Source organism: Enterobacter sp. D2, from assembly GCF_034427575.1.
Lineage (GTDB): Bacteria > Pseudomonadota > Gammaproteobacteria > Enterobacterales > Enterobacteriaceae > Enterobacter > Enterobacter cloacae_M.
In genome coordinates this window covers 273,408-294,793 of the sequence record NZ_JAXQPP010000002.1, presented here as the reverse complement: position 1 = coordinate 294,793, position 21,386 = coordinate 273,408, and the positions used below count along the sequence as shown (strand labels likewise).

The following is a 21,386-nucleotide window of genomic DNA, read 5'->3' as shown; positions in this document are numbered from 1 at the left end:
TTAAGATTAAGGGTAATAGAAATCATGGTGAGGAATCTGCGGTGCTCTCTTGGTGCGGCTGGTGAAGTTTAACGAGATGAGCAAACTAAACCGCGTATTCTTCATCAGTATAGTGACATCAAATTCGAATCGGCTGTGGGGGACGTATGAAGGGTAAACAGTGGATCAGCACGCAAAAACATAAACAGCTCTATTTGGCTCGTATTGAGTTTGAGGAGTGGTGGATGGAGAGAGAGTGGGAGCATCCTTTTACCCGCTTTATTCTCAAGACATCTGGTTTTTTTATGCTGATCGTTCTGGGTGCTGCCTCTCTGTTCTTTGGTATTGGTTCACATAAGAAAGCCTTTCCAGAATTGCATCCAAAAGATAAATAATGCAAATACCAAATGGTAGCACATCCTTACTATAATGATGGTTTTGCCGAAGCCAAAGCTTTTAAACTCATTGCTTGATAGGGAGGCTTTCAATCCTAGGATATTGAGTTTTTCACGTCCAAAAACTCTTGCGAGGAAAATAACTGGTATAGTAAAGATCACCCACTAGGAACCCTTTTGCTGTGCTTGAGAGCGTTACGTTGGGGCTACTGGAAGTCACTCCGTTTGTTTGCGAAGCTGGTGCAGCTGCGGTAGCTGATGCACTACAAATTAAAAGAAAAAATAGAGAGCATAAACTTAAACAATTAACATAAGTTTGAGTGTTTTTTTGTTAGTTATTTGATTTAATTTTTTGTTATAGCATGGCATCCCCACATAAAAGTTGTGGGGATGCAACTATCAGTTTTTCTGACAAACACTTACCATTTCATCATAATGAACCTTGTCAATTTCTTCTATCCATAAAAAGATATCTCCGATTACGTTTGTGCCTTCACCTATTAAATTTTCAGCAATGTCTTCATTCATTTCGATAACAGCACTATGGGAATATTTGTTAATGAAACGATAAACCTTTTCTTTTTTATTGCTATCAAAGGCAATACAATTTTTTGCAGCAACATCCATTAGTTGTGATAAATCTGATCTATGTTTTGGGTATTTGAAGTTTAAAAATGATTCTAACAATTTACGAGATAGATTTGCTGTAAAGAATGCCTGCTCACGAGTTAGTCGAGGATGTTCTTTATGCTTATACAAAGTATCAAAGATATAATGATATTCTGAGTTGTAATCAATTAAACTCGGGTCAGCATTACATATTGCTGACGAGCGAGGCGTAACAGCACTGGGCTCAATGGTAAAGAAAAATGCGTTTTCAACTTTTTCTCTCTTTTTTCTGTTTTTATTGTTTGTATTGAACCAGTCGCGTGCCAATTTGAAAAACGTAAAGTTATGAGTTAGTAAAAAAAGTTGCTTTGCATCATTACAATACGTTTTTATAAATGAATATGAATGAAATAGATGGTTTGAATCAAAACTCGAAACGGGATCATCGAAAACAATGATGCTGTCGGAGATTTTATTATCATTCTCTGTTAGTTTTGTTATAAAGTAAATCAAGGCTATGGCCGTTTTTTCACCCTCGCTAAGATTAGGTGCATGCCCAATTTGGTTATCTCTGAGTATTTCGTATCCATTTTTTTCTTTATTAAATTGGAGCGATAATTCTGAACGACCAAGAAAACCGTGTAGATGCTTATTGAAAATATCTGCTGCTATGGTTTCATTTGATAACGAATCTTCAATGGATTTTATTTCTGCTTTTATTTGTTTTAGGTCATTATCATTTGTTTGCAAGTTTTTTGTTTCTGCATCGCGATTTGATATTTTCCTGAAATAATCGAAGCTATTTACCTCCGATGCTGCATAGTGTGACTCAAGTTTTGATTTTACCTTGTGAGTTTCTTCTTTGAAGTCTTTGCATTTTTTATTATGCATTTCTATTATTTTATTAATTTCGGTTGCGATTTGATTGAAGTTAATAAATAAGGAGTTAGGTATCTCAACGGCAAAGAGATCAATGTTGAAAGGGTTAGTTATTTTTTCATCTAATTTTTTCTCCCATTCATTGATGTAACTGTTTATTTTTTCAGCCTCATCTTTAAGGAGTGATGATTTTTCTTTTAGAAGATCTTTATGTTCGTCATAAATATCAATGTCACTGTTGCTTGCTAACACAATGAATTGACTTGTTAACCAAGTTTTAGCTTTGTCTAGAGTTTCTGAAAACTTTCTGTATTCATCATTAAAATGTGCGTTTAATTCATCTATTCGTTCTTGTGAAATCTTGTTTCCGCAAAAATGACAGCTATCGCTACCTAGATTTAAATTCAATCCACTAAAAACCCAAGATTGTATCTCTTGATTGTTTTTTAAACTCTCAATAACTTTGTTTGTTACTGATTGTTTAAATAGTTCATTTAACCTATCTTGTGCTTTTTTAAGTAGAGAAGAGTCTACGCTCGGAGTTTTGGTTGTAATTGCCGGTTTTTGTGTGGGATTTGCTGCTTTAGTTAACCTTGCTACTTCATTTATATCTAGGATTGAATCTGCTTTTTTGATTAGATCAACATTTGACGTGATGAAGTTTTCAAGTTTTGTTCTGTTATAACTTAAAAATCTTGAGTCACTGGTATCAATGACTTGCAAGCTGGTTTTAGTTCTCTTAGCTGCATCCGTTAGGAACTTTTGAAGTTCTTCTGTAAGTTTGTCATTCGCTATTTTTCGTCTTACATACTCTTTTGTTTTTTTATCAAAAGATGCTCTCAATTCCTCTAATTTTTTCTTCTCTTCAATTTTTTCCTGAGCTATCAATAAAATACTTTTTACTGAATTATTCCAGTCAATGTTTTTGTTTATGAAGCTTTGATTGAATACTTTCAGATTTAAATTATTTGCGGAAATGTTATCTTTTGTTATCGTTCCTTGTTCGAAGGTTTTTATAGAAAAGGTTGAATTAGGGTATCTAGTGTTCTGACGGTTTTCTATCTGCTCAAAAAGCGATGATAATGTTGATTTTCCGCTTCCATTCCAGCCGTATATTAAATTAAGCCTTCCAAAATCTTTTGCATCAGTCTTGATGTAATTTCTGAAAATTCCGTAGTCTCTAAGTAAGTCAATGCTTTGCACCATAGTAGTAACCCTGAGTGATTATATCTATGCCATTTTTCTCATACAGACTTTACGAATAAAAATACTCTATTATTTGTATGTGTTGCGATAGTTTTATGGTTCAACAATTTGATATATGCCAAAAAAACGTTATATCTTCGCAGTATCAAGGTCAATGTCCGTAAGTTTAGTGATAGCGATCTAACTTCCGCAACGGGTAACAGCCTGCGAATGAAGCGCAACAAGAAATCGCGAAAAGAACCGCAACAGCTTGACTCTCTTTCTTGATCTAACGCGCTCAGAACGATTCTGGCGCGTTTTTTATTAAGGATTGTAGATTTCACAGTGCCAAATTTGGAGACGCTCAAAACGCGTCTGGTGAAATCCTGATGACCTATGATTGCACCCGCAACCCTTCCACGTTTTCTGATGGTAGATTCATCACTGTTTTAATGCTGGTTCCAATGCTGCGAATAATGTCTTCGCGTGGGCCGCTGCGCCAGTCATCGCTTGCATAAAAAGCATTGAGAACCGAAGTCATGCTTTCAGCGCTGTCAAAGGCGCGAATCAAGTAGTAGCAATCCAGGTCATGAAGCGAGTTGCCAAACGAAACAACATCGATCCCATGGCGGCGGTGTAGGGGAACACTGATTTCCTGCATTATGGCGTGAAAAGCGGCACCGCTGCCTTTGCGTAAGGTGTATTGCAGTATTTCGACGGTTCTCAAACGTTATCTCCTTATCGCCCTCTGGGTGGCTCCTGATTGATAGCAGTAAAGTAAATCGGACTGCGCCATGAAGCTACTACTAATCAGACAGTCACCCGTAAGCAGAAGCCACGATATGCGGTTCAAACGTGCTGTAAGGCTCTCTGGCGAGTTTTTTAAAGAAGGTAGTGGAAATCATGGTGCAGAATTCGCGGCGCTCTCATAGAGTGGCTGGCGAAGCCAATTGAAACAAGCGTAGCGGAGTTCGAGCAATCAATGAGAAATCTGGGCGAGCTTTGAGCTTTACCGAGCCGCTTAACTTTGGAGGCTGATTGCCTCTATAAGGACTGTCTCGCTGCCACGGAAAATTTCGGACGCAATGCCTGAGAGAGGCGCTTCCAAATCTAGGAGATCCATTTTTTCGCGCCCAACTTATCCGGCTGCTTTTCACCGCGAACACGTTGAAGATTAACAACGTTTAGTTCATATTTTATTGAAAGGAACAGCCGCCGACAAACACCGTTAGCGAAGGTATGTAAGCTGATAGTTGTGTTGTTATATATACAGTTATTAAGAGAACTGCACCCAGACCAGCAGGAATGCAGCTTCTTTCCTGCTGATTGTCACTTTTTTCTGGAATAGGAAACGGGTTGCGGTTCAAACGTGGAGACGACGTAAAGCGCCCTTGACGGCGTTTTGCAGATCGCTAACAACCGCCAGATGAGAGCTTTCTTTCCGCAGGCGCTTGTCACTGTTGAGCATCATCCAGCTACGTTTATCCCTACGTCCAATGTTATTGAAAGAATGCAATCCGCGCTCGGCTGTTGCATCGTTCACCTTACGAACCGCATTGATAGCGGTCAACCGGAACAAATCACCGTCAGCCATCATTTCAGGCTCAAGTGGTTTGCGAAATTTGAACAGGTGAGTGAGGGTTTCAAATCGAAAGCGCTGCATGTCGTTAAGGCGGTGAAGAGAGTAGTGAGTGAGCGCAGCACCTTTTAACGTGACTTCAACACGAGCGCGTTGCTCTTCTACAGGTAGTTTCTGACCGTTGTCAGTGCATTTGTGGTAGACCTGCCACGAGATGTTATCCCATTTATTACCCGTTCTCAGGTTCCATTCAGGATTGATACGAGCACCCTGAACATCAAGGAAAACATTTCTTCGAGTTACGGGATTGTATTGTCGGACTTTGGTTCCCGGACTGAACAGGGAGCTTTGAAGCCGATAGGTCATCGCATTTGTAGCGGTTATCGACCGAATCTTGTGCCTGAAATCGCAGAAAACTTCGATTCCCACAATTTGCGGCTCACACGCAAATGGGAAACGGTTTTGCAATTGGTTGAGTGCAGCTTCCAGCTTCCCACAATGTTTTACCAGTAGATCGCGGAAGCGAATCCGAAAAGTATCGTTAGTGCTGCTAATCATGGGTTTTACCCAAGTTTTGACGTTGTTATCGGGACGGGGTTCGCATGATGTCAACTTCGAGATACGTAGGCCGCAGGGTTCAACCCAGAGTTTTAACCCGGTGATTTTAAGTAATTCTTCCTGAACATAGCGATGCTGGGTCAGTCTGGATAAGCTGATCTTTAAGTCCAGCCAGTCAATCCCGGCTGAGACTTTAAAGAATTTGCGGTCTGCTTCGGCAGCTTTGCATTCTCGAATCTTCATCATGCGACCTTATTGAACGAAACCTCAAACCGGCATCAGGGTAATTTGAACTGAGCATATTTGAGAACATTTCGAGCACGTTAGCACAACGGCTTTACGATAAAAACCTTACTTATCAGTAAACTGCGTTCATATTGTGAACGCAGTATCCGTTGTTAACCTAAGGGTATGAGAACACTGTCGTTTTTCATATACAAAGGGTGCTTCGGCTCACCTGTAGAGTTTAAGACGAAACACATTGTGCTCTCTGGCAATAGCTGTCGGACGGTTGTTGAGCGTTTGAGGTGCCTGCCTTCGCTTTTCAGTGCTAAGTGCAACAGACGACTAGTTCAGAACTGAGATCATTTCCAGAATATTCAATGGATAAACCGTTTCTTTAGTATTTTTGAGTTCAGTTTCAGTCCACCAATGATGCCGGTCGATAACGTTTTTTTCATTTTGGCTCCAGCCTTCTTTGCTAATTTCCGTATTGGTGATTTTCACAACAAAAAAGCGCTCTTCTGCCTGAACAGATTCCCCACTTGGAAGAAGCATTTCAAAAGTGCTGCTTCCGATAGAGTTGCCTATGAAGTCCCGTGTGATTCCCGTTTCTTCGTAAAGCTCTCGAATAGCAGCCTGCTCAAAAGTTTCATGACCTTCAAGTCCACCGCCGGGGGTTGCCCAGTAAGATCTTCCTGCTAAAGCGTCATCACAATGTGTAAAACGGAAAAGTAGCACGTCATTAGTGTTATTGATGATCAGTAATCTTGCGGCTCGACGGGTTCGCATTAGTTCATATCCTTATTTGAGAGTTGAACACAAAAGAACAATCAACTTTGCCCAACTAGTCCGGCAATGTTACTCCCTGTTTCGCTGCCAAAAAACGACCGTTTTCCGGCATCTTCCTATCCCATACTTTCACACTGATGGAAAATTAGCCTTGGCTTTTCTGGCAGGCCATCCTAAGTTGACATCGTTTTCTGGCAGGGGCCGGATGAGGATATGACTATGGCGATTTTTGGCTACGGGCGTGTTTCGACACCGCAGCAGGATACTGAGAACCAGCGTTTGGAACTTGAAAAAGCAGGATGGACGTTTGACTTTTGGTTTGCTGATATTCTTAGCGGGAAGGTTCCTGCGATGCAACGCAAAGCGTTTTCTGAAATGCTCAGCAAAATCCGCGATGGTGAAACGTTGGTAGTTGCAAAACTAGACCGTCTGGGGCGTGATGCGATTGACGTTCTGCAAACTGTCAGAAAGTTGGCTGACCGAAATATCAAGGTTATTGTCCACCAGCTTGGCACGACTGATCTCACCTCCGCTGCGGGTAAGCTTCTGCTGTCAATGCTGGCAGCGGTTGCAGAGATGGAGCGTGACTTGCTCATTGAGCGCACTCAGGCGGGGCTGTCACGAGCAAAAGCCGAAGGCAAGAAATTGGGCAGACCTTCTAAAATCGCACCAGAAGCCCGTATGGCGATTATAGAGAAAAAGAATAGCGGAGCCAGTGTCAGTGCGTTAGCGCGTGAATACGGCGTTTCCAGGGCCACTATAGCTGCAATACTTGATTAAGGCTCATCTGCATCTCAGGCTCGAGCTGGCATTTTGGGTAGCGGTTTGTATTTCTTTTGACCGTCAGGAGTGGTCTAAAAGAGGTTATGTTATATAGCTAATTCACATAGTTGATCGCCGTCCATTCAGGATTATGTATGATTGGTGTGCCATCAGATAGGCATCCAAGACCGAAGTAACATTCAGTTTGGTTTAAGGTGATTATTAATAATTGCTACCAACTTCTCTGAAGATTAGTATTGTTTCTATTCCTTACTTGCGGAGATTAAAAAAGTGCATTATCTCTACATCGATACCTGTGTTTGGCTAACTATAGCAAAGTCAAAGAACCAGCATGCACTACTTGAAGCATTTAACCAATTATTGGATAGTAACAACGCTGCTATTGTAATCCCAACCTTGGTGAAGGAAGAGTTCCTTCGAAATAAGGACAGGGTTATTGAGGCTACTAAGCAGCAAATTGGTTCGGAATTCCATAAAGTCAAAAAAATAATTGGGGCTTATGGAGGTAATGGTAAGGACCAAGCGCTAGCTGTATTAAATGATGTTGGAAGTCGCTTGCCTATTTTAAGCGAAGTTACAGGGCATACAGCGGAGATGATTGAATCTCTGATGGATAAATGTATAAGTCTTGAGGCTAGTGATTCCGTTCGGTTAAAAGCCGTGGCAAGGGCATTGGATAAGAGAGCCCCTTTTCATCGCTCGAAAAACAGCGTTGCTGATTCAATATTAATTGAGTTGTTTTACGACTTTATGAAAGATAAAAATGGCGTCTTCCATTTTGTTACGGAAAACTATACGGATTTCAGCTCATTAACTGATAGGCGAAATCCACATCCGGATTTTGGTGAAATATTTTCTGATAATGTCCATTATCATTTAGATATTGCGGAGGCTATAAATAGTATAGAACCTGAGCTTTTAAGTGTGCTTGAAGAAGAAAATAATTGGTTTGATGATGACACAAGAAGCTTAACAGACATACTAACTGCGATTAATGAGTATTGTGAAAAAGTATGGTATAACCGGCATAAATACAGGGAGTATAAAATTGAAATAGGTGATATTTCTATAATACCTAAAGGAGATGCACGCCATGGTAATAATGTTATTCATGAAGATATCTGGGAAAGGGCAAAGTTGGCAGCTGAGAAAGTCGAAGAACAATATGAAGACACTGGCCCTTGGGATGATTTTGAATGGGGAATGATCAATGGCAAGTTATCTGCCTTAAGATGGGTGCTTGGAGATGAATGGGATATGTTGGATACCTAGTGATAATTAATCCTGTTCACGGTTATGGATTACATCCTGCTGCTTTGAATATCCGCCTGTTTTTGAAGCTCTGGTTATGATTTATAAGTATTCAATATTGTGGCTTTTTCCGGTCAGCTTTCTAGTTCTAAACTGACCGGAGTAATTAGGAATGATGTAGCAAAAGCTGGAACCTTTACATGAGATGAAAACGCTTTCTTGAAACTATAAGATACTCAAATGCCAGATAGCTTCCGCATAACGTAGTTACATCTGCCTGTCTCCTGCTGTGGGTGCGATCAGAAGTTGTTTATACAGTTAGTGTAAACAAAGGCCGCTGAAACCTGAGCATCTTGCTTCGGGTGTTCATATACGTAGTCAACGAAGGTCTTATAGAGCATGATCATTTGAGGAGTGACTTCGGACTTACCGTTCATATTATCAAGTCGCTGATAATATTCACCTTTGCTCATTCCTCCGTTTCGGCCTTCGGTTACGTTTGCAGTAAATTGAGCCATACCCATGCACATTTGATCTTTATGGTTATTTGTTTTATCCGGGTGGATAGCACCTTCTAATACTTTATCACCGCTGATGGCATGTTGTGCCCACATTGAATTGTTGGCGATAAACTTTTTGGAACCGGTCGCAATACCGTATTCGATGCGAATGCCATTATCGTGATAGCTACCGTCAGCATCTTTAGTCGCTAGCTTTAAAGATATGCGGCAACCAGGGAGTGTTTTGTGTTCTTGCGCCGAGATAATAACGGTGTCCGTATCGCAATCAGCAAAGCTGTATTCGGGGTTAACGTAGGTGTTAGTTTTGATGAGCAGCCCAGTAAGTCCGTTTTTATAGCCTTTTGCCGGCAGCGTTTTGAAGGCGCTGCGATCACCCTTTTTGATTGCTTCCCGGAAGTGATCCATACCGATGCGCGTCGCCAGTTGATCGATGCTTTCTGCTGCATAAGATCCAGATGACGCAGCGATTAACATAATGGTCAGCACAGACTTGGCTGAAAAACCGGGCTTACTAAGCCGTGTTTTTGACATGTTGTTACCCCTCAGAATCCACCCCAACGGTGTTAGTTATCGCATCATAGATCATTGATTCAAAATGTCACTATTGGAGCGTGGCTCTTTAGTGGACATCTGCGCAAATTCAGGGCATGAAAATGACCCTGAGAAAACTGTTTGGACAACGAGTAAAAGAGTTGCGCATTGCCACCGGAATGAGCCAAGAAGCCTTTGCCGATCGGTGTGGGTTTGCTCGTAGCTATATGAGCCGCATTGAACGCGGCGGTTCTAATGCGTCTCTGGATGCGATTGAGGTGCTGGCTAACGCTCTCAGTGTTGAGCCGTGGCAGTTGTTAGCATCTGACCCATCTGAAGATAATGACTCGGAACTGTTGGTTCCATACGCTGCCGATGGCTCGTGCTTTAATCCTGGACTAGCGAGCACCCGCGATGGTTCGTTTGGTGTAGGTGATAAAACGGCTCAGAAGCGTTTTGGCACGTTTTCTGAAGCTCTTGAGTATCTTCGTAGCATGGAGACAGCAAAATGGCGTAGGCCTAATCCTAGCGGCAACTGGGGTATCGTATCTGCGGTTCGGTGGGACAAGCTGAGAAAGTAGCTCAAGTGTAAGTTTATGAATTTTCACACTGTATGGATGAACAGTGTTCATTGGATGCTGATAGTCTTACGTTTCATCAGCTTGTCGTTTCTACAAGAGCGAGTGAAGTGCCAAAATTCAGGTGCATTACGTAGGCGTTACGGTGGCGTTTAACCTTGGATATGAATTGGTAAATTCATATAAATAACATTGAGTTAAATACTTATTCTTACTAAGGTCTGTAGGATTTTAACTCGTTTCAAAATCCGAAAGCAGTGGCGTTTACTTAAAGTCCGTGCAGTTGCGTAGGAATGTTGTAGTTCCTCCTACAAATCCTTCCTACAATGCATCAAGTTTTTGTTATTAAATCCATGGGATTACGAGATCTTTGGAGCGGGGGTGATTTCCCTTCGCCCGCTCCAGAACACATCTTAAAATATTCTAACTTGCTGAATTAAAAACAGTAATGCGGTAAAGCTCTTTACGGAGTTACTTGCTGTATCCCTCTCATGGCAATACAGACAACTGATTCAGCCAATAGAATGAAACTACCGGCCCTGCTATCGCCTATATTTCAGCGCAACAGTGTCAACTATTACTGTCTTAGGTTCAGTCATCAGGGAGATGCACTTTTGTCTTGTTTTCCTCAGTCCGTGGTGTTGCTGCTTGTTTTTTGTTCCTGACTGCGGTGATTTGGTTATGCAGTATTCCATCGATAACCATTAGCAGTCAATGCAATCTGGAATCCATTCCACCAGAAGCATTAGAAAGTATCCGCGTCACTTCTCATTTCTCTAAACTCTGGTGCACTGAGCCAGACGAATCTTGCAATTTGCTATATGTCATATTTTAGTATTTAGGAATTATCAGTTACGACATTCTGATAATTCCTTTTTGAATCGATTCTAAATAGGTAGTTTTTGTATTTTTACTTTACATATCATAATTCATTATCTTCAAATAATGCCAATGAGTATACCCACGATGGCATTGCATTGATCTTTTTTTCATATGAATAATTTGTGTTAGAGCATTCATTTTTAATATTGTATCTGAAACTAGGTAGTGCTGAATTAATTAAATATTTATCTATAAGAGATGATACGCAAAAGTAAGGTTGATTATTCGCTTCCTGAACGAGTTGTTTTAAATTAGCATTGTTTCCTGCAGCTACAAATACAGGGACATCTCCGTAATCGGTCGGATTTATATCCCATTTAAATACAAAGTCATTGTCGTGATCGCCTGTTTTGCTGAAAAGATTAGTTGGGAGAACACTCTTATTCATAAAGAATTTATTTAAGGCTGGTTTGTGATCGCCATAAATCACAACAACAGCCTCAGGATCTATCTCTCGTACTTCTTTGTAGAACTCAACGAAGCGATCAATTGCTTGTTTTAATTCGTATGTATATACATACTCTCCCGAGTCATTCTCATGAGGATAGGGGCCATGTGTAGACATAGTTATTAAATTCATGAAAATATTTTTTTTGTCGGCTTTTTTTAACTGATCGATTGCTGACTTATAAAGAAGGTAATCATCGGGTTGCCATTGCCATTTTTTTTTGGTTGCGACAATTTGATCGGGTAGGCTTATATTAGACATTTCATAAAGCCCATCAAATTTTTCAAAACCAAATTTTTGATAAACAATATCTCTATGCCAAAATTCTTTTAAATAATTATGTGCTGCATAAGTAATAAAACCTTTTGTTTTTAAAGCGCTTGCAATGGTGTCAGAATGCGATTTGAATTGTGAGGAATATTCTTGATAAATTATACCCGATAAGACCCTTGAATTACTTGGTAGCCCTGTCAGCATTTCAAATTCAACATTTGCAGTACCTCCGCCATAAACTGGAGACGTCGCTCGAAAAGTAACAAAGCCTTCATTTAATATTGGGGCGATAAGTTCTTTGAAATTTGCATTGTCATACCAGCATGACTCACATAGTACATAAATGATAGTTTTATGTTTCGGTAATTCCGTACTTCCCGTTCGTTTTTCAAGATCGTACATCTCTTTATTATTTTCGTTAGCCAAAGGTGCAGATTTTCGTGAGCTTGTCATTACAATATGCATTGCCATTCCATTGTCCTGGAGGTTTTCAGGCCAATTCCATGACTTATAAATCACATTCATTTCTTTAGCTAATAATATCATTTTGCGGGAGAGAAGACTGTCCTCTCCAAAAAGAGAACTGAAATGAGTATAGAATGAGAAAGGTAATATAATCATAAAGCTAATGGCAAGTGATGCTTTATTTTTCTTTGTTGTGTAAAATGCTCTGCTGATAAAAAATAAAATCACACAAAATAATATTGCAAGGAAAAGACAAAATACTGGCCACGGTGTAAGATAATGATTTGCAATAGATATGTTAGAACGGGAAAATAAGTCATTCCAGGATAACACTTCACCTGTGAGTGATAATTTTATGTCGCTTATATATTCTAATAATTTAAACGCTATTAAGACTGTATAGGCTGAAATTAATGATGGTATTTTTATCAACCGAAGTGAAATATAGGATAAAGGTAAAGGGCTTGCAAGCCATAAATAGTGTATTGTTAAATATAAATGGTTTGGTAGTGGTGCTGGATTTTTAATCCCCACGAAAGCTATTATAAAAAAAAGAACGATGAATGTGAAATCCATTAATGAGGATTTTATTTTTCTGGAATGATTAATTGAGATGAGAGGCTTAGTCTTGAAGAGCAAGTTCATTTTTTGAACCTTAGGATTAATGATCTAGAGTAGATCATGTAATTATAAAGCCTGTAAAAGGCTATCTCAATAGGTAAGTAATGCCAACACTTAAACAGTAGTATATGCCACTCAATGATATGTAAACCATTGAGCAATCTCTGCGCGAAACGGCAACTGATAACCTACCGAGTTAGCCCCTAAGTAGAGTTATGATGCCAACTCCTTAACCACTATACTTATAATAAGATAGATTGCGTGCACTAATTATGCGCCAGCAAAGAAGGCTGCATTATGCAGCCTTTTAAAATTCACCCTTTCGGGAACACCCACACATGCTTCTCAGGCAGCGAAAGATGGCAGTGCTGCGGATCCCGAACCTCATGCCCATACGCACGAATGACAAAATCATCCCCCACGGTGCGGAACAGGTACTCCCAGCGGTCGCCGAGGTACATGCTGGTGAGCAGCGGCAGCTCAAGCTGATTTTCCCCTGGCCCCTCGACCACCGCCACGCGCTCGACGCGGATCACCGCCGTGGCTTCTTCACCGCTCTGCACCCCTTCACCGGCCTGGCCCCACAGCACCCAGCCTTTGCCTTCGATACGCGCTTTGCCTTCGCGCACTTCGGTAACCTTGCCGTGCAGGCGGTTGTTGCTGCCCATAAACTCAGCGGTAAACAGCGTTTTTGGCGAGCCGTACATCTCCTGCGGCGTGCCCTGTTGCTCAATTTTGCCGTTGTTGAGCAGCAGGATGCGGTCGGAAATCGACATCGCTTCGTTCTGGTCGTGCGTCACCATCAGCGCCGATAGCCCGAGCTTGATAATCAGCTCGCGCAGGAACACGCGGGCCTCTTCGCGCAGCTTGGCGTCGAGGTTAGAGAGCGGTTCGTCCAGCAAAATCACCGGCGGGTTGTAAACCAGCGCCCGGCCAATCGCCACGCGCTGCTGCTGCCCGCCGGAGAGCTGGTGCGGGTGACGTTTGCCAAGATGGCCCAGACCCAACTGGTCCAGCACGTCCTGCACGCGCTGCTGGATCTCTTTGGCCGGGACTTTGCGCAGCTTGAGCGGATAGGCCACGTTCTCAAACACGGTCTTGTGCGGCCACAGGGCATAGGACTGGAACACCAGCCCCAGGTTACGCTCTTCCGCCGGGACCTCGCTGCGCGGCGTGCCGTCGTAAACTTTATTGTTGCCAATGACAATCGACCCCTGCGTCGGTTTTTCCAGACCCGCGACGGCGCGCAGCAGGGTGGTTTTACCGCTGCCGGAGGGGCCTAACAGGGAGACCACTTCGCCGCGCTTCAGGTTCATGGAGACACCTTTTAAAACAGGATTGTCGCCGTAGGTTAAGTGCAGATCGTCAACCGCTAATTCAATCATGTATTTTCACTCCGAAACGAAGGGCAATGCCCAGACCTACCACGACCAGCAGGATGTTAATGAAAGAGAGCGCCGCCACGATATCGATGGCACCCGCGGCCCAGAGGGAAACCAGCATCGAGCCGATGGTCTCCGTGCCGGGTGAAAGCAGGTACACACCCGTTGAATATTCGCGCTCAAAGATCAGGAACATCAGCAGCCACGAACCGATAAGACCGTAGCGGGAGAGCGGGATGGTGACGTGGCGGGTGATCTGCCCGCGCGTCGCTCCGGTGCTGCGCGCCGCTTCTTCAAGCTCCGGCCCCACCTGCAGCAGCGTGGAAGAGATCAGCCTCAGCCCGTAAGCCATCCACACCACGGTATAGGCCAGCCAGACGCTGAAAATGGTGCTGCGCAGCGAACGCAGCCAGACGATGACGTTTTCGCGCATCCAGTCGGTCCAGGCGAACCCGGAAAGCCAGCCGGATTTCAGCGAGTTATCGAGCCACATCGGCAGGAACAGGAACACCCACAGGAACGCCAGACCCGCCAGCAGGCCTGGCACGGCGCGCGGCACCAGCACGCTGTAGTCCAGAAAACGCGTGGTGTTGTCCGGCTTGCGGTGCATGGCAATGCCGACAAACAGGTAGCACACCACGGCCAGCGCGCCGCCAATCACGCCAATCGCCATGGAGTTGACGATGGCGCGCAGCAGGTTGGGCTGTGCCCAGATGGTGCGGAAGGTGTTCAGTGAAAGCTCGTCCCACAGCGAAACGCCCACGCCCCAGTTGGAGATAAACGCGCGCAATACCACGCCGAGCAGCGGAACGCCGATGGTGACGGTGAGCCAGAAGGCAATCACTCCGCCAGCCACCCAGCGCCATTTACCCAGCGGCAGCGCGCGGGCCTGCGAAGCCTTACCCTTCATGGTGACGAAGCGGTTGGCGGTGCGCATCAGGCGACGCTGGAGCATCACCAGCGGGATGGTGATACAGATAAGCACCACGGCAACCGCCGCCATCAGGTTATAGGATGGGGTGCCCATCTTGTTTGTCAGCTTATAGAGATAGGTCGCCAGCACCATGTTGCCTTCCGGGTCGCCGAGGACCAGCATCAGACCGAACACTTCCAGCCCGAGGAAGAACAGCAGCACGGTGGCGTACAGAATGGACGGGCGCACCATCGGCAGGCTGACGGAGGTCATCACCTGCCAGGGCGACGCGCCCGCGGTGCGCGCGGCTTCTTCCACATCGGAGCCCACGCTGCGCAGCGCTGACGAGATATACAGATAGGCGTGCGGGACGTGCGTCAGGCCGGCGATGACCACAATGCTCGACATGTCGTAGATATTCCACGGCACAAAGCCAATCAGCGCCTGAGCCCACTGGGAGAGAAAGCCCACCGGACCGGCGGCCACCACGTAGCCGAAGCCCAGCACCATCGGTGAAACGAAAATCGGGACCAGGATAAGCGGCTCAATCAACCGGCGGCCGGGCAGGTCGGTACGCACCATCAGAAACGCCAGAACGCCGCCCAGCGGAATGGAGATAAAGACCAGCCCGAAAGCAAGAATAAAGCCGCTTTTCAGGGCCTTATAAAAATCAGGGTCGGTGAAAATAAACTCAAATGATTCAAAGCTCCACTCTTTTGACGGCGAAAAGAACGGGGCGGACAGGAAGCTCTGTATCACGATAAACGACAGCGGCGTATAGATAACCAGGGCGGTTATCAGCACGACGATGCCTCGCGGCAGGCTTTGCCACTTTCTGCGTAATGTATTCATGGGGTATCCCTGGTGTTGCAGCCCAGAAAAACGAACTCAGTCGATAAGGGAGCGCGGCGGCCTGCGCCGCGCTCAGACGCTTATTTACCGGCGGCGGTACGCCACTCTTTGATGTACTCCAGGCGTTTTTTCGGCTGCAGGTATTCCAGCAGCGTTTCATCAACCGGAATTGGCTTCAGCGCGTTGCCGAGGATTTTGGTCAGGCCGTCGATATCATTTTTCCCTTCGATATCGTTACGAATGGAGGGAATATCCGCCTGACTGGCCAGAATGTTTTGCCCTTGTTCAGACAGCACATAGTCCAGCCACAGTTTCGCGGCGTTGCTGTTTTGCGATTGCTGGCTGATGAACGACACGCGCGACAGCACCAGGGTGTAATCTTTTGGATAGGAAATGCCGAGCGAAGGATCGTTCTTTGCGCGCGCTTCCGCGTAGGAACCGAGGATGTTGAAGCCGATCAGGTTTTCACCGGAGGAGACGCGCTCCATCATGGTGCCGGTAGACGACTGCACCGATAAGCCACCTTTGGCGACGTCGGCCAGGGTTTTGAAGTAATTAGGATCGGCGTTGTGATCCTGAACCGAGAGCATAAAGCCCAGGCCCGATTTTTCGATGTCGTAGGTGGTGACTTTGCCCTTGAATTTGTCCGTCTGGCTGGCAATCAGCTTCGCCAGCGCGGCGTGAGAATCCGGCACGTCGCCGGCCGGGATCAGGCGCTTGTTGTAGATAAAGACCACCGGCTCATAGGTGGTGCCGTAGGCCTTATCTTTCCAGACCGCCCATTTCGGCAGCTGGCTTTGCTCCGGCGATTTATACTCCATGGCGTAGTCGGTGGCGAGCTTCAGGCCGGTGTCCATAGAGGAGCTCCAGACCACGTCGCCGCTCACGCCGCCGGAGGCCTGTTCGCTGATGAAACGGTTATACAGCTCGGTGCTGTTCATGTCGTTGTATTCGACTTTAATGCCCGGGTAGGTTTTTTCGAAGCCCTGGATCAGCGGCCCGGCGGCCTTGATGTCGGTGGTGGAGTAAATAACAACCTTGCCCTCTTTCGTTGCGGCATCAACCACTTTTTGATACTCAGCAGGATAGCCCTGCGGCAGTGCAGACAGTGCAGAAGCAGAGAACAGTACAGTAGCGGTAAGCAGAGAAATTCGGAACGTGTTCGACATTATAGTTAACCTTTTAGTTACATTTGAGGAACTAATTGTCAACATAGCGTATCGGGTTCCACCTACAAGAGGGTGAAGCAAGCAATGATTCCGAAGTGTGATTGTCGCCGTCGTTTCAGCAATTAACACCATAAAATCCGCGAACGTTAGCCTCCGAACGGTTCTGGATTACGGTTTATCGGGCGCTTTGCGGTATAACCTTCGCGGATGACCAATATTGCCATACAGCATTTCGATGCTGATTAACCCGCTCTCCACGCAGTATTCAAGGTAGCGACGCCCCGTGGTTTTGCTGATCCCCACGTTTTCCACCACCTCTTCAACCGACATCGCATCGTCGGGATGCTCGGCGAACAGGCGTTTAATCCGTTCCAGCGTTTGGGGTTCAATGCCCTTCGTCGACGGCGTAATGGAGGCTTCCGAGGCGGGCAGATTAAACAGGCGATCCAGCGCATGCTGATCGACCACCTTCACCTGCTGCACGGTGTGGATAAAACGCATAAACCGCTCCAGCGAGGCGTGCAGGCGCTGGAAAAAGACGGGCTTAATCAGGTAGTCAAACGCGCCGCTGCGCATGGCGTGGCTGCAGGTCTGCATATCGCTGGCGGCGGTGATGAAAATCACCGAACACTCATAGCTTTTCAGCAGCGGGTTATCGATGAGCTCCACGCCTTTACCGTCCGGGAGATAGTTGTCCAGCAGGATCAGCCGCGGCTGATGCTGACGAATCAGCCTGCACGCCTGCTCAATCGACGCGGCGATGCCCACCACGCGCAGATGGAAATTCTGCTCGATATACTCGCGATGCAGCTCCGCCAGGTGCGGCTCATCTTCAACTATCACAACGTCAAGTGGTCGGGTCATGCTGTTGCCCATTCGGAATAAACACAGAAAAAATAGTGCCCTGCGGCGTGTTGTCGGCAATCTCAATACTGCCGCCGGCCTTGTCGATATATCCTGCCACCAGGAACAGGCCAATACCGTGCTCGGTGCCCACAATGTCGTTTTCGCTGTCCGGCTTGCTGCTGAACCCCTGGCGGAAAATGTGCGGCTTCATCGCATCCTCCACCCCGCAGCCCCGGTCGGCCACCTCGATCAGCAGCTCCTGGTTACGGTCAGAAATGTAGAGTTCTACCGGCGCGTGGACCGGGGCGTTGAGTGTCGCCTCCACGGCGTTATCCAGCAGGTTACCAATAATGGACATCAGCTCCGTTTCACTCAGCGTGGCAGGCATGCGGATGAGCTGGCAGGCGGGGTCAAACAGCAGCTCGATGCCTTTTTCGCGCGCGCTGACGTATTTTCCTAACAGCAGCCCACACAGCGCGGGAGAGGAAAAACGGGCTGAGACAAAGTCCAGCACGCGCTGCGCGCCCTCTGACTGCACCTGAATGTAACGGATGGCCTCGTCATAGTGTTTCATCTGCAGTAGCCCGACCAGAGTGGCGGTCCAGTTCAGCTGTTCGTGGCGCATAATGCGCAGGTTATCCGCATAGCGTTTGATCTGGCTGAGCTGGCTGCTTAGGGTATTAATGTCATTTTTGTCGCGAAAGCTGTATACCCAACCGCTTTCAACGCCCGGTTCGACCTCAATGGCTACCCGGTTGACGATCACCTCGCGCTGGTTCAGCACCGCAATCTGGTCATGGCTCCCGCTGCTCACCGAGGCGTAGCGCTGGGATAAAAATCCCGGCGCCGTCTGCAGAATGTCCTCCAGCGGTTTACCGATAAGTTCTTTCTCATTTTGCCGAATATCCAGCATTTCGCGTGCCGCGCGGTTAATTAAAATCAGCTGCTTCTCGCTATTAACGGCAAATACGCCTTCGTACATGGCTTCTAATAGGGCGCGCTGCTGCAAAACCAGCTGAGCGATATCTTTCGGCTCCAGCCGGAACATCTGTTTTTTTAAATTGCGGGTAAACAGCCAGGAGAAAATAAACAGCAGCAGCAGAAGCGCAGCGCCGTATAGCCCGGACTGCCAGAGAATGCGGGCGTTAATATTGGCAATATACGACGTCAGATAGCCGACCGAGACAATGCCAATCACCTGATGCTGCGCGTTGAAGATGGGCGCTTTACTGCGTAGCGACACGCCAATCCCGCCCTGACGCACGGAAATAATGGTTTTGCCCTTTAATACCTCCGCATTATCCCCGCCGATCATCGGTAAATTAATCCGCTCCGGGGATTCCGAATGATAGAGGTGCTGCTCCTCGGTATCGCCAATCACAATGTAGCTGGCATCGCTTTCAGCGCGCAGCGGCTGAATTAAGCGGGCTATTCCCGGAATATCCCTGGCCGCTACCATTGCCGCCAGACCCGGCATCAGCGCGATCTGGCTGGCCTGAACCCGGGCGCGCTGGCCGAGATCGTGGTGGAGCTGACGGTCAATAAAATGAAACAGGATTGTTCCCAGCAGAACTAACAGCAGGCAGGAGAAGCACACCAGCGCTAAAAACAGTTTTACCTGAAAAGAGAGTCTGCGTTTCATTCAACCTGCGGAAGTTATGTAAAAGTGACATTTGCCGAGCCTGACATGGGCCAATAGCGGACGCAATCTGGCGAGAAAAGAGTTGTGACCTGGCTTTTCGTTTTCGGCGTTATACCCTAAATAATTCGAGTTGCGGGAAGGCGGCAAGGGAACGAATCCCCGGGAGCGTACATAAGTACGTGACTGGGGTGAGTGAGTGCAGCCAACGCACCTGCAGCTTGAAGTATGACGGGTATATAGCCATCAGGATCCCGTAAGGCTATGCTTCATTCAGCACGATAATAATTACAGAGGCAATGTCATGGATAAAGAACTACTGGATGCAGGTTACCGGGCCTATACCGGCGAGAAAATTGACGTTTACTTCAATACCGGGATCTGCAAACACTCAGGTAACTGCGTGCGTGGGAGCGCAAAGCTGTTTAATCTGAAACGTAAGCCGTGGATCATTCCCGATGAAGTGGACGTTGAAACGGTTGTACGCGTGATTGATACCTGCCCGAGCGGTGCGCTGAAGTATCGCCAAAAATAAGCGAGGAACCATGGATATTCTGGAAGGCCATAACAAGTTTTACGTGAATGATGCGAACGGCAATCAGGTCGCGGAGATTGTCTTCGTACCGACCGGCGAGCATCTGAGCATTATCGAGCACACCGACGTGGATGAGAGCCTGAAAGGGAAGGGCGTCGGTAAACAGCTGGTAGCGAAAGTGGTGGAGAAGATGCGCGGTGAGAATCGCAAAATTATTCCGCTGTGCCCGTTCGCGAAGCATGAGTTTGATAAAACGCGGGAATATGACGATATTCGGGCGTAAATAACACCGGCGATGGCCGGTGTTTTTTTATCTTACCTGCTCAAACAGCAATACCATCGCGATCAGCACCATTATCCCTCCCGATGCCATACTTACCAGACGCGCCGCCTGTGGCCGGGTCGCCAGTACCGCTTTCGAACCATACCCCACCAGCAGATAGACCAGCGTACAGGTGATAAGGTGCATCACGCCAAGCGCGGACATCTGCTTCGCTATCGACCAGCTTCCGGTCGGGTCGGTGAACTGCGGAAGCAGCGCCAGGAAAAGTAAAAAAACTTTCGGGTTAAGACCGCTAATGCAGAGCCCTTTCACCGCCCACTGCCTCCAGTTTCCCCCATGATGGGTGGCCTTTTCCGGTGCGGCAGGGTGACGCAACAGTCCGATGCCAAGCCACAGGAGATACGCGGCCCCCGCGACGGTCAGCCCGGTTAACGCCATCGGGTGTTGAGCAATCACTACGCCCACGCCAGCCACCACAATCAGCGTGGCTATCAGATGCCCGGACATTAGCCCCATCACCGCCGGTACCACGCGTCGCCCGTTAATCCCGGCGCTAATGGCGTAGGCCCAGTCGGCGCCTGGCGTCATGATAAGCAGAAAAGAAACCACCCAAAAGCCGGCCACAATACTCATTTCCATCGTCCTGAAGACTCCCGCAGTGCGTCAAAGGTTGAGAAAAAGAATATCGCTAACCCTGCGAAATAGGCTTTCAATGTTATGCTCATAACACCGTGAAATTGAGAAAATCTTCCACATGGATAGCATCGATCGAAAAATTCTTGCTGAGCTACAGTCTGATGGCCGCTTATCCCTTACCGAGCTGGCGGAAAGAGTGAATCTGAGCCTCTCGCCGTGCCATCGCCGCGTGCGGGCGCTGGAGCAAAGCGGGGCGATAACGGGATACCGTGCCAGCCTCGACCCCGCCAAAATGGGATTCAACTTCCTGGCGATAGTGTTTGCGACGCTGAAGGAGGGTGACCGTAAGGCGGTTAGCGCGTTTGAAGCGGCGGTGGAGGAAATTCCGCAGATCGTGCTGGCCCAGCGCCTGTTTGGCGATCCAGATTATCTGATGCACGTCGTGACCCGCGACCTGCCCGCTTTCCAGAAGCTCTACGACGAGAAGCTCTCCGCCATGCCCGGCGTGCAGCATCTTCGCTCTACGCTTGTCATGAAAACGGTGGTGCAGGACAGGCCTTTTCCGCTGTAAGCAGCAGGCCAG

General features: G+C 46.7%; 19 protein-coding genes and 1 pseudogene. 7 read left to right on the top strand and 13 right to left on the bottom strand.

Annotated features, from left to right (window positions below; all coding sequences use genetic code 11):
- Window positions 1–146: 146 nt before the first annotated feature.
- Window positions 147–374: a hypothetical protein gene (locus tag SPG90_RS13555; RefSeq protein ID WP_135411516.1), complete on the top strand. Its 228-nt coding sequence runs from the start codon at window positions 147–149 to the stop codon at window positions 372–374.
- Between the two features lie 399 nt (window positions 375–773).
- Here the strand turns inward: SPG90_RS13555 and SPG90_RS13550 are convergent, their stop codons facing one another.
- From SPG90_RS13550 to SPG90_RS13530, 5 genes and pseudogenes are all read right to left on the bottom strand, one after another.
- Window positions 774–3,068 carry an AAA family ATPase gene (locus SPG90_RS13550; protein ID WP_322408192.1) on the bottom strand — a complete coding sequence of 765 codons (2,295 nt, stop codon included), beginning with the start codon at window positions 3,066–3,068 and terminating at the stop codon, window positions 774–776.
- A gap of 373 nt (window positions 3,069–3,441) precedes the next feature.
- Window positions 3,442–3,774 (bottom strand): NIPSNAP family protein, encoded by a 333-nt coding sequence (locus SPG90_RS13545; RefSeq protein ID WP_135411518.1) that lies wholly within the window; start codon window positions 3,772–3,774, stop codon window positions 3,442–3,444.
- A 636-nt stretch (window positions 3,775–4,410) separates the two neighbouring features.
- The gene (locus SPG90_RS13540; RefSeq protein ID WP_250204374.1) at window positions 4,411–5,430 is read right to left on the bottom strand and encodes a hypothetical protein; all 1,020 of its coding nucleotides are present in this window, start codon (window positions 5,428–5,430) and stop codon (window positions 4,411–4,413) included.
- A 152-nt stretch (window positions 5,431–5,582) separates the two neighbouring features.
- A pseudogene (locus SPG90_RS13535) lies at window positions 5,583–5,729 on the bottom strand (hypothetical protein); the annotation flags it as partial.
- A 22-nt stretch (window positions 5,730–5,751) separates the two neighbouring features.
- On the bottom strand, window positions 5,752–6,195 hold the full coding sequence (locus SPG90_RS13530; RefSeq protein ID WP_135411519.1) for an NUDIX hydrolase: 444 nt from the start codon (window positions 6,193–6,195) through the stop codon (window positions 5,752–5,754).
- 219 nt (window positions 6,196–6,414) lie between these two features.
- Here SPG90_RS13530 and SPG90_RS13525 point away from each other — a divergent pair, with 219 nt between their 5' ends.
- Both SPG90_RS13525 and SPG90_RS13520 read left to right on the top strand, forming a co-directional pair.
- Window positions 6,415–6,975: a recombinase family protein gene (locus SPG90_RS13525; RefSeq protein WP_322408225.1), complete on the top strand. Its 561-nt coding sequence runs from the start codon at window positions 6,415–6,417 to the stop codon at window positions 6,973–6,975.
- Window positions 6,976–7,248: 273 nt separating this feature from the next.
- The gene (locus SPG90_RS13520; protein WP_201472684.1) at window positions 7,249–8,250 is read left to right on the top strand and encodes a PIN domain-containing protein; all 1,002 of its coding nucleotides are present in this window, start codon (window positions 7,249–7,251) and stop codon (window positions 8,248–8,250) included.
- A 278-nt stretch (window positions 8,251–8,528) separates the two neighbouring features.
- Here the strand turns inward: SPG90_RS13520 and SPG90_RS13515 are convergent, their stop codons facing one another.
- Window positions 8,529–9,281 carry a hypothetical protein gene (locus SPG90_RS13515; RefSeq protein ID WP_322408191.1) on the bottom strand — a complete coding sequence of 251 codons (753 nt, stop codon included), beginning with the start codon at window positions 9,279–9,281 and terminating at the stop codon, window positions 8,529–8,531.
- A 122-nt stretch (window positions 9,282–9,403) separates the two neighbouring features.
- Between SPG90_RS13515 and SPG90_RS13510 the strand changes: the two genes are divergently transcribed.
- Entirely contained in the window at window positions 9,404–9,862 is a 459-nt protein-coding gene (locus SPG90_RS13510; protein ID WP_322408190.1) for a helix-turn-helix transcriptional regulator, read from the top strand.
- 919 nt (window positions 9,863–10,781) lie between these two features.
- On the opposite strand, the gene SPG90_RS13505 is transcribed toward SPG90_RS13510, so the two are convergent.
- The 6 genes from SPG90_RS13505 to SPG90_RS13480 all read right to left on the bottom strand — a co-directional run bounded on the left by SPG90_RS13505 (window position 10,782) and on the right by SPG90_RS13480 (window position 19,352).
- Entirely contained in the window at window positions 10,782–12,572 is a 1,791-nt protein-coding gene (locus SPG90_RS13505; protein ID WP_047173548.1) for an LTA synthase family protein, read from the bottom strand.
- Window positions 12,573–12,862: 290 nt separating this feature from the next.
- Window positions 12,863–13,933, bottom strand: coding sequence for an ABC transporter ATP-binding protein (locus SPG90_RS13500; protein ID WP_045404646.1), 1,071 nt, complete (start codon window positions 13,931–13,933; stop codon window positions 12,863–12,865).
- Window positions 13,926–15,695, bottom strand: a complete 1,770-nt coding sequence (locus SPG90_RS13495) for an ABC transporter permease (protein WP_023309073.1) — start codon at window positions 15,693–15,695, stop codon at window positions 13,926–13,928. The genes SPG90_RS13500 and SPG90_RS13495 overlap by 8 nt, the downstream gene beginning before the upstream one ends.
- A gap of 80 nt (window positions 15,696–15,775) precedes the next feature.
- A complete protein-coding gene (locus SPG90_RS13490; RefSeq protein ID WP_047173547.1) occupies window positions 15,776–16,864 on the bottom strand; it encodes an ABC transporter substrate-binding protein in 1,089 nt (362 codons plus the stop codon).
- Window positions 16,865–17,032: 168 nt separating this feature from the next.
- Window positions 17,033–17,728: a response regulator gene (locus tag SPG90_RS13485; protein WP_100245683.1), complete on the bottom strand. Its 696-nt coding sequence runs from the start codon at window positions 17,726–17,728 to the stop codon at window positions 17,033–17,035.
- Entirely contained in the window at window positions 17,712–19,352 is a 1,641-nt protein-coding gene (locus SPG90_RS13480; protein WP_045404637.1) for an ATP-binding protein, read from the bottom strand. Before SPG90_RS13480 ends, SPG90_RS13485 begins: the two co-directional genes overlap by 17 nt.
- Before the next feature lie 301 nt (window positions 19,353–19,653).
- Between SPG90_RS13480 and yjdI the strand changes: the two genes are divergently transcribed.
- Together yjdI and SPG90_RS13470 are read left to right on the top strand one after the other, a co-directional pair.
- Window positions 19,654–19,884 (top strand): 4Fe-4S mono-cluster protein YjdI, encoded by a 231-nt coding sequence (gene yjdI / locus SPG90_RS13475; RefSeq protein ID WP_008499689.1) that lies wholly within the window; start codon window positions 19,654–19,656, stop codon window positions 19,882–19,884.
- 10 nt (window positions 19,885–19,894) lie between these two features.
- Window positions 19,895–20,167: a GNAT family N-acetyltransferase gene (locus SPG90_RS13470; protein WP_047173545.1), complete on the top strand. Its 273-nt coding sequence runs from the start codon at window positions 19,895–19,897 to the stop codon at window positions 20,165–20,167.
- Window positions 20,168–20,194: 27 nt separating this feature from the next.
- On the opposite strand, the gene SPG90_RS13465 is transcribed toward SPG90_RS13470, so the two are convergent.
- The gene (locus SPG90_RS13465; protein WP_045404632.1) at window positions 20,195–20,806 is read right to left on the bottom strand and encodes a LysE family translocator; all 612 of its coding nucleotides are present in this window, start codon (window positions 20,804–20,806) and stop codon (window positions 20,195–20,197) included.
- A gap of 115 nt (window positions 20,807–20,921) precedes the next feature.
- Between SPG90_RS13465 and SPG90_RS13460 the strand changes: the two genes are divergently transcribed.
- A complete protein-coding gene (locus SPG90_RS13460) occupies window positions 20,922–21,374 on the top strand; it encodes an Lrp/AsnC family transcriptional regulator (RefSeq protein WP_045404629.1) in 453 nt (150 codons plus the stop codon).
- Window positions 21,375–21,386 lie beyond the last annotated feature (12 nt).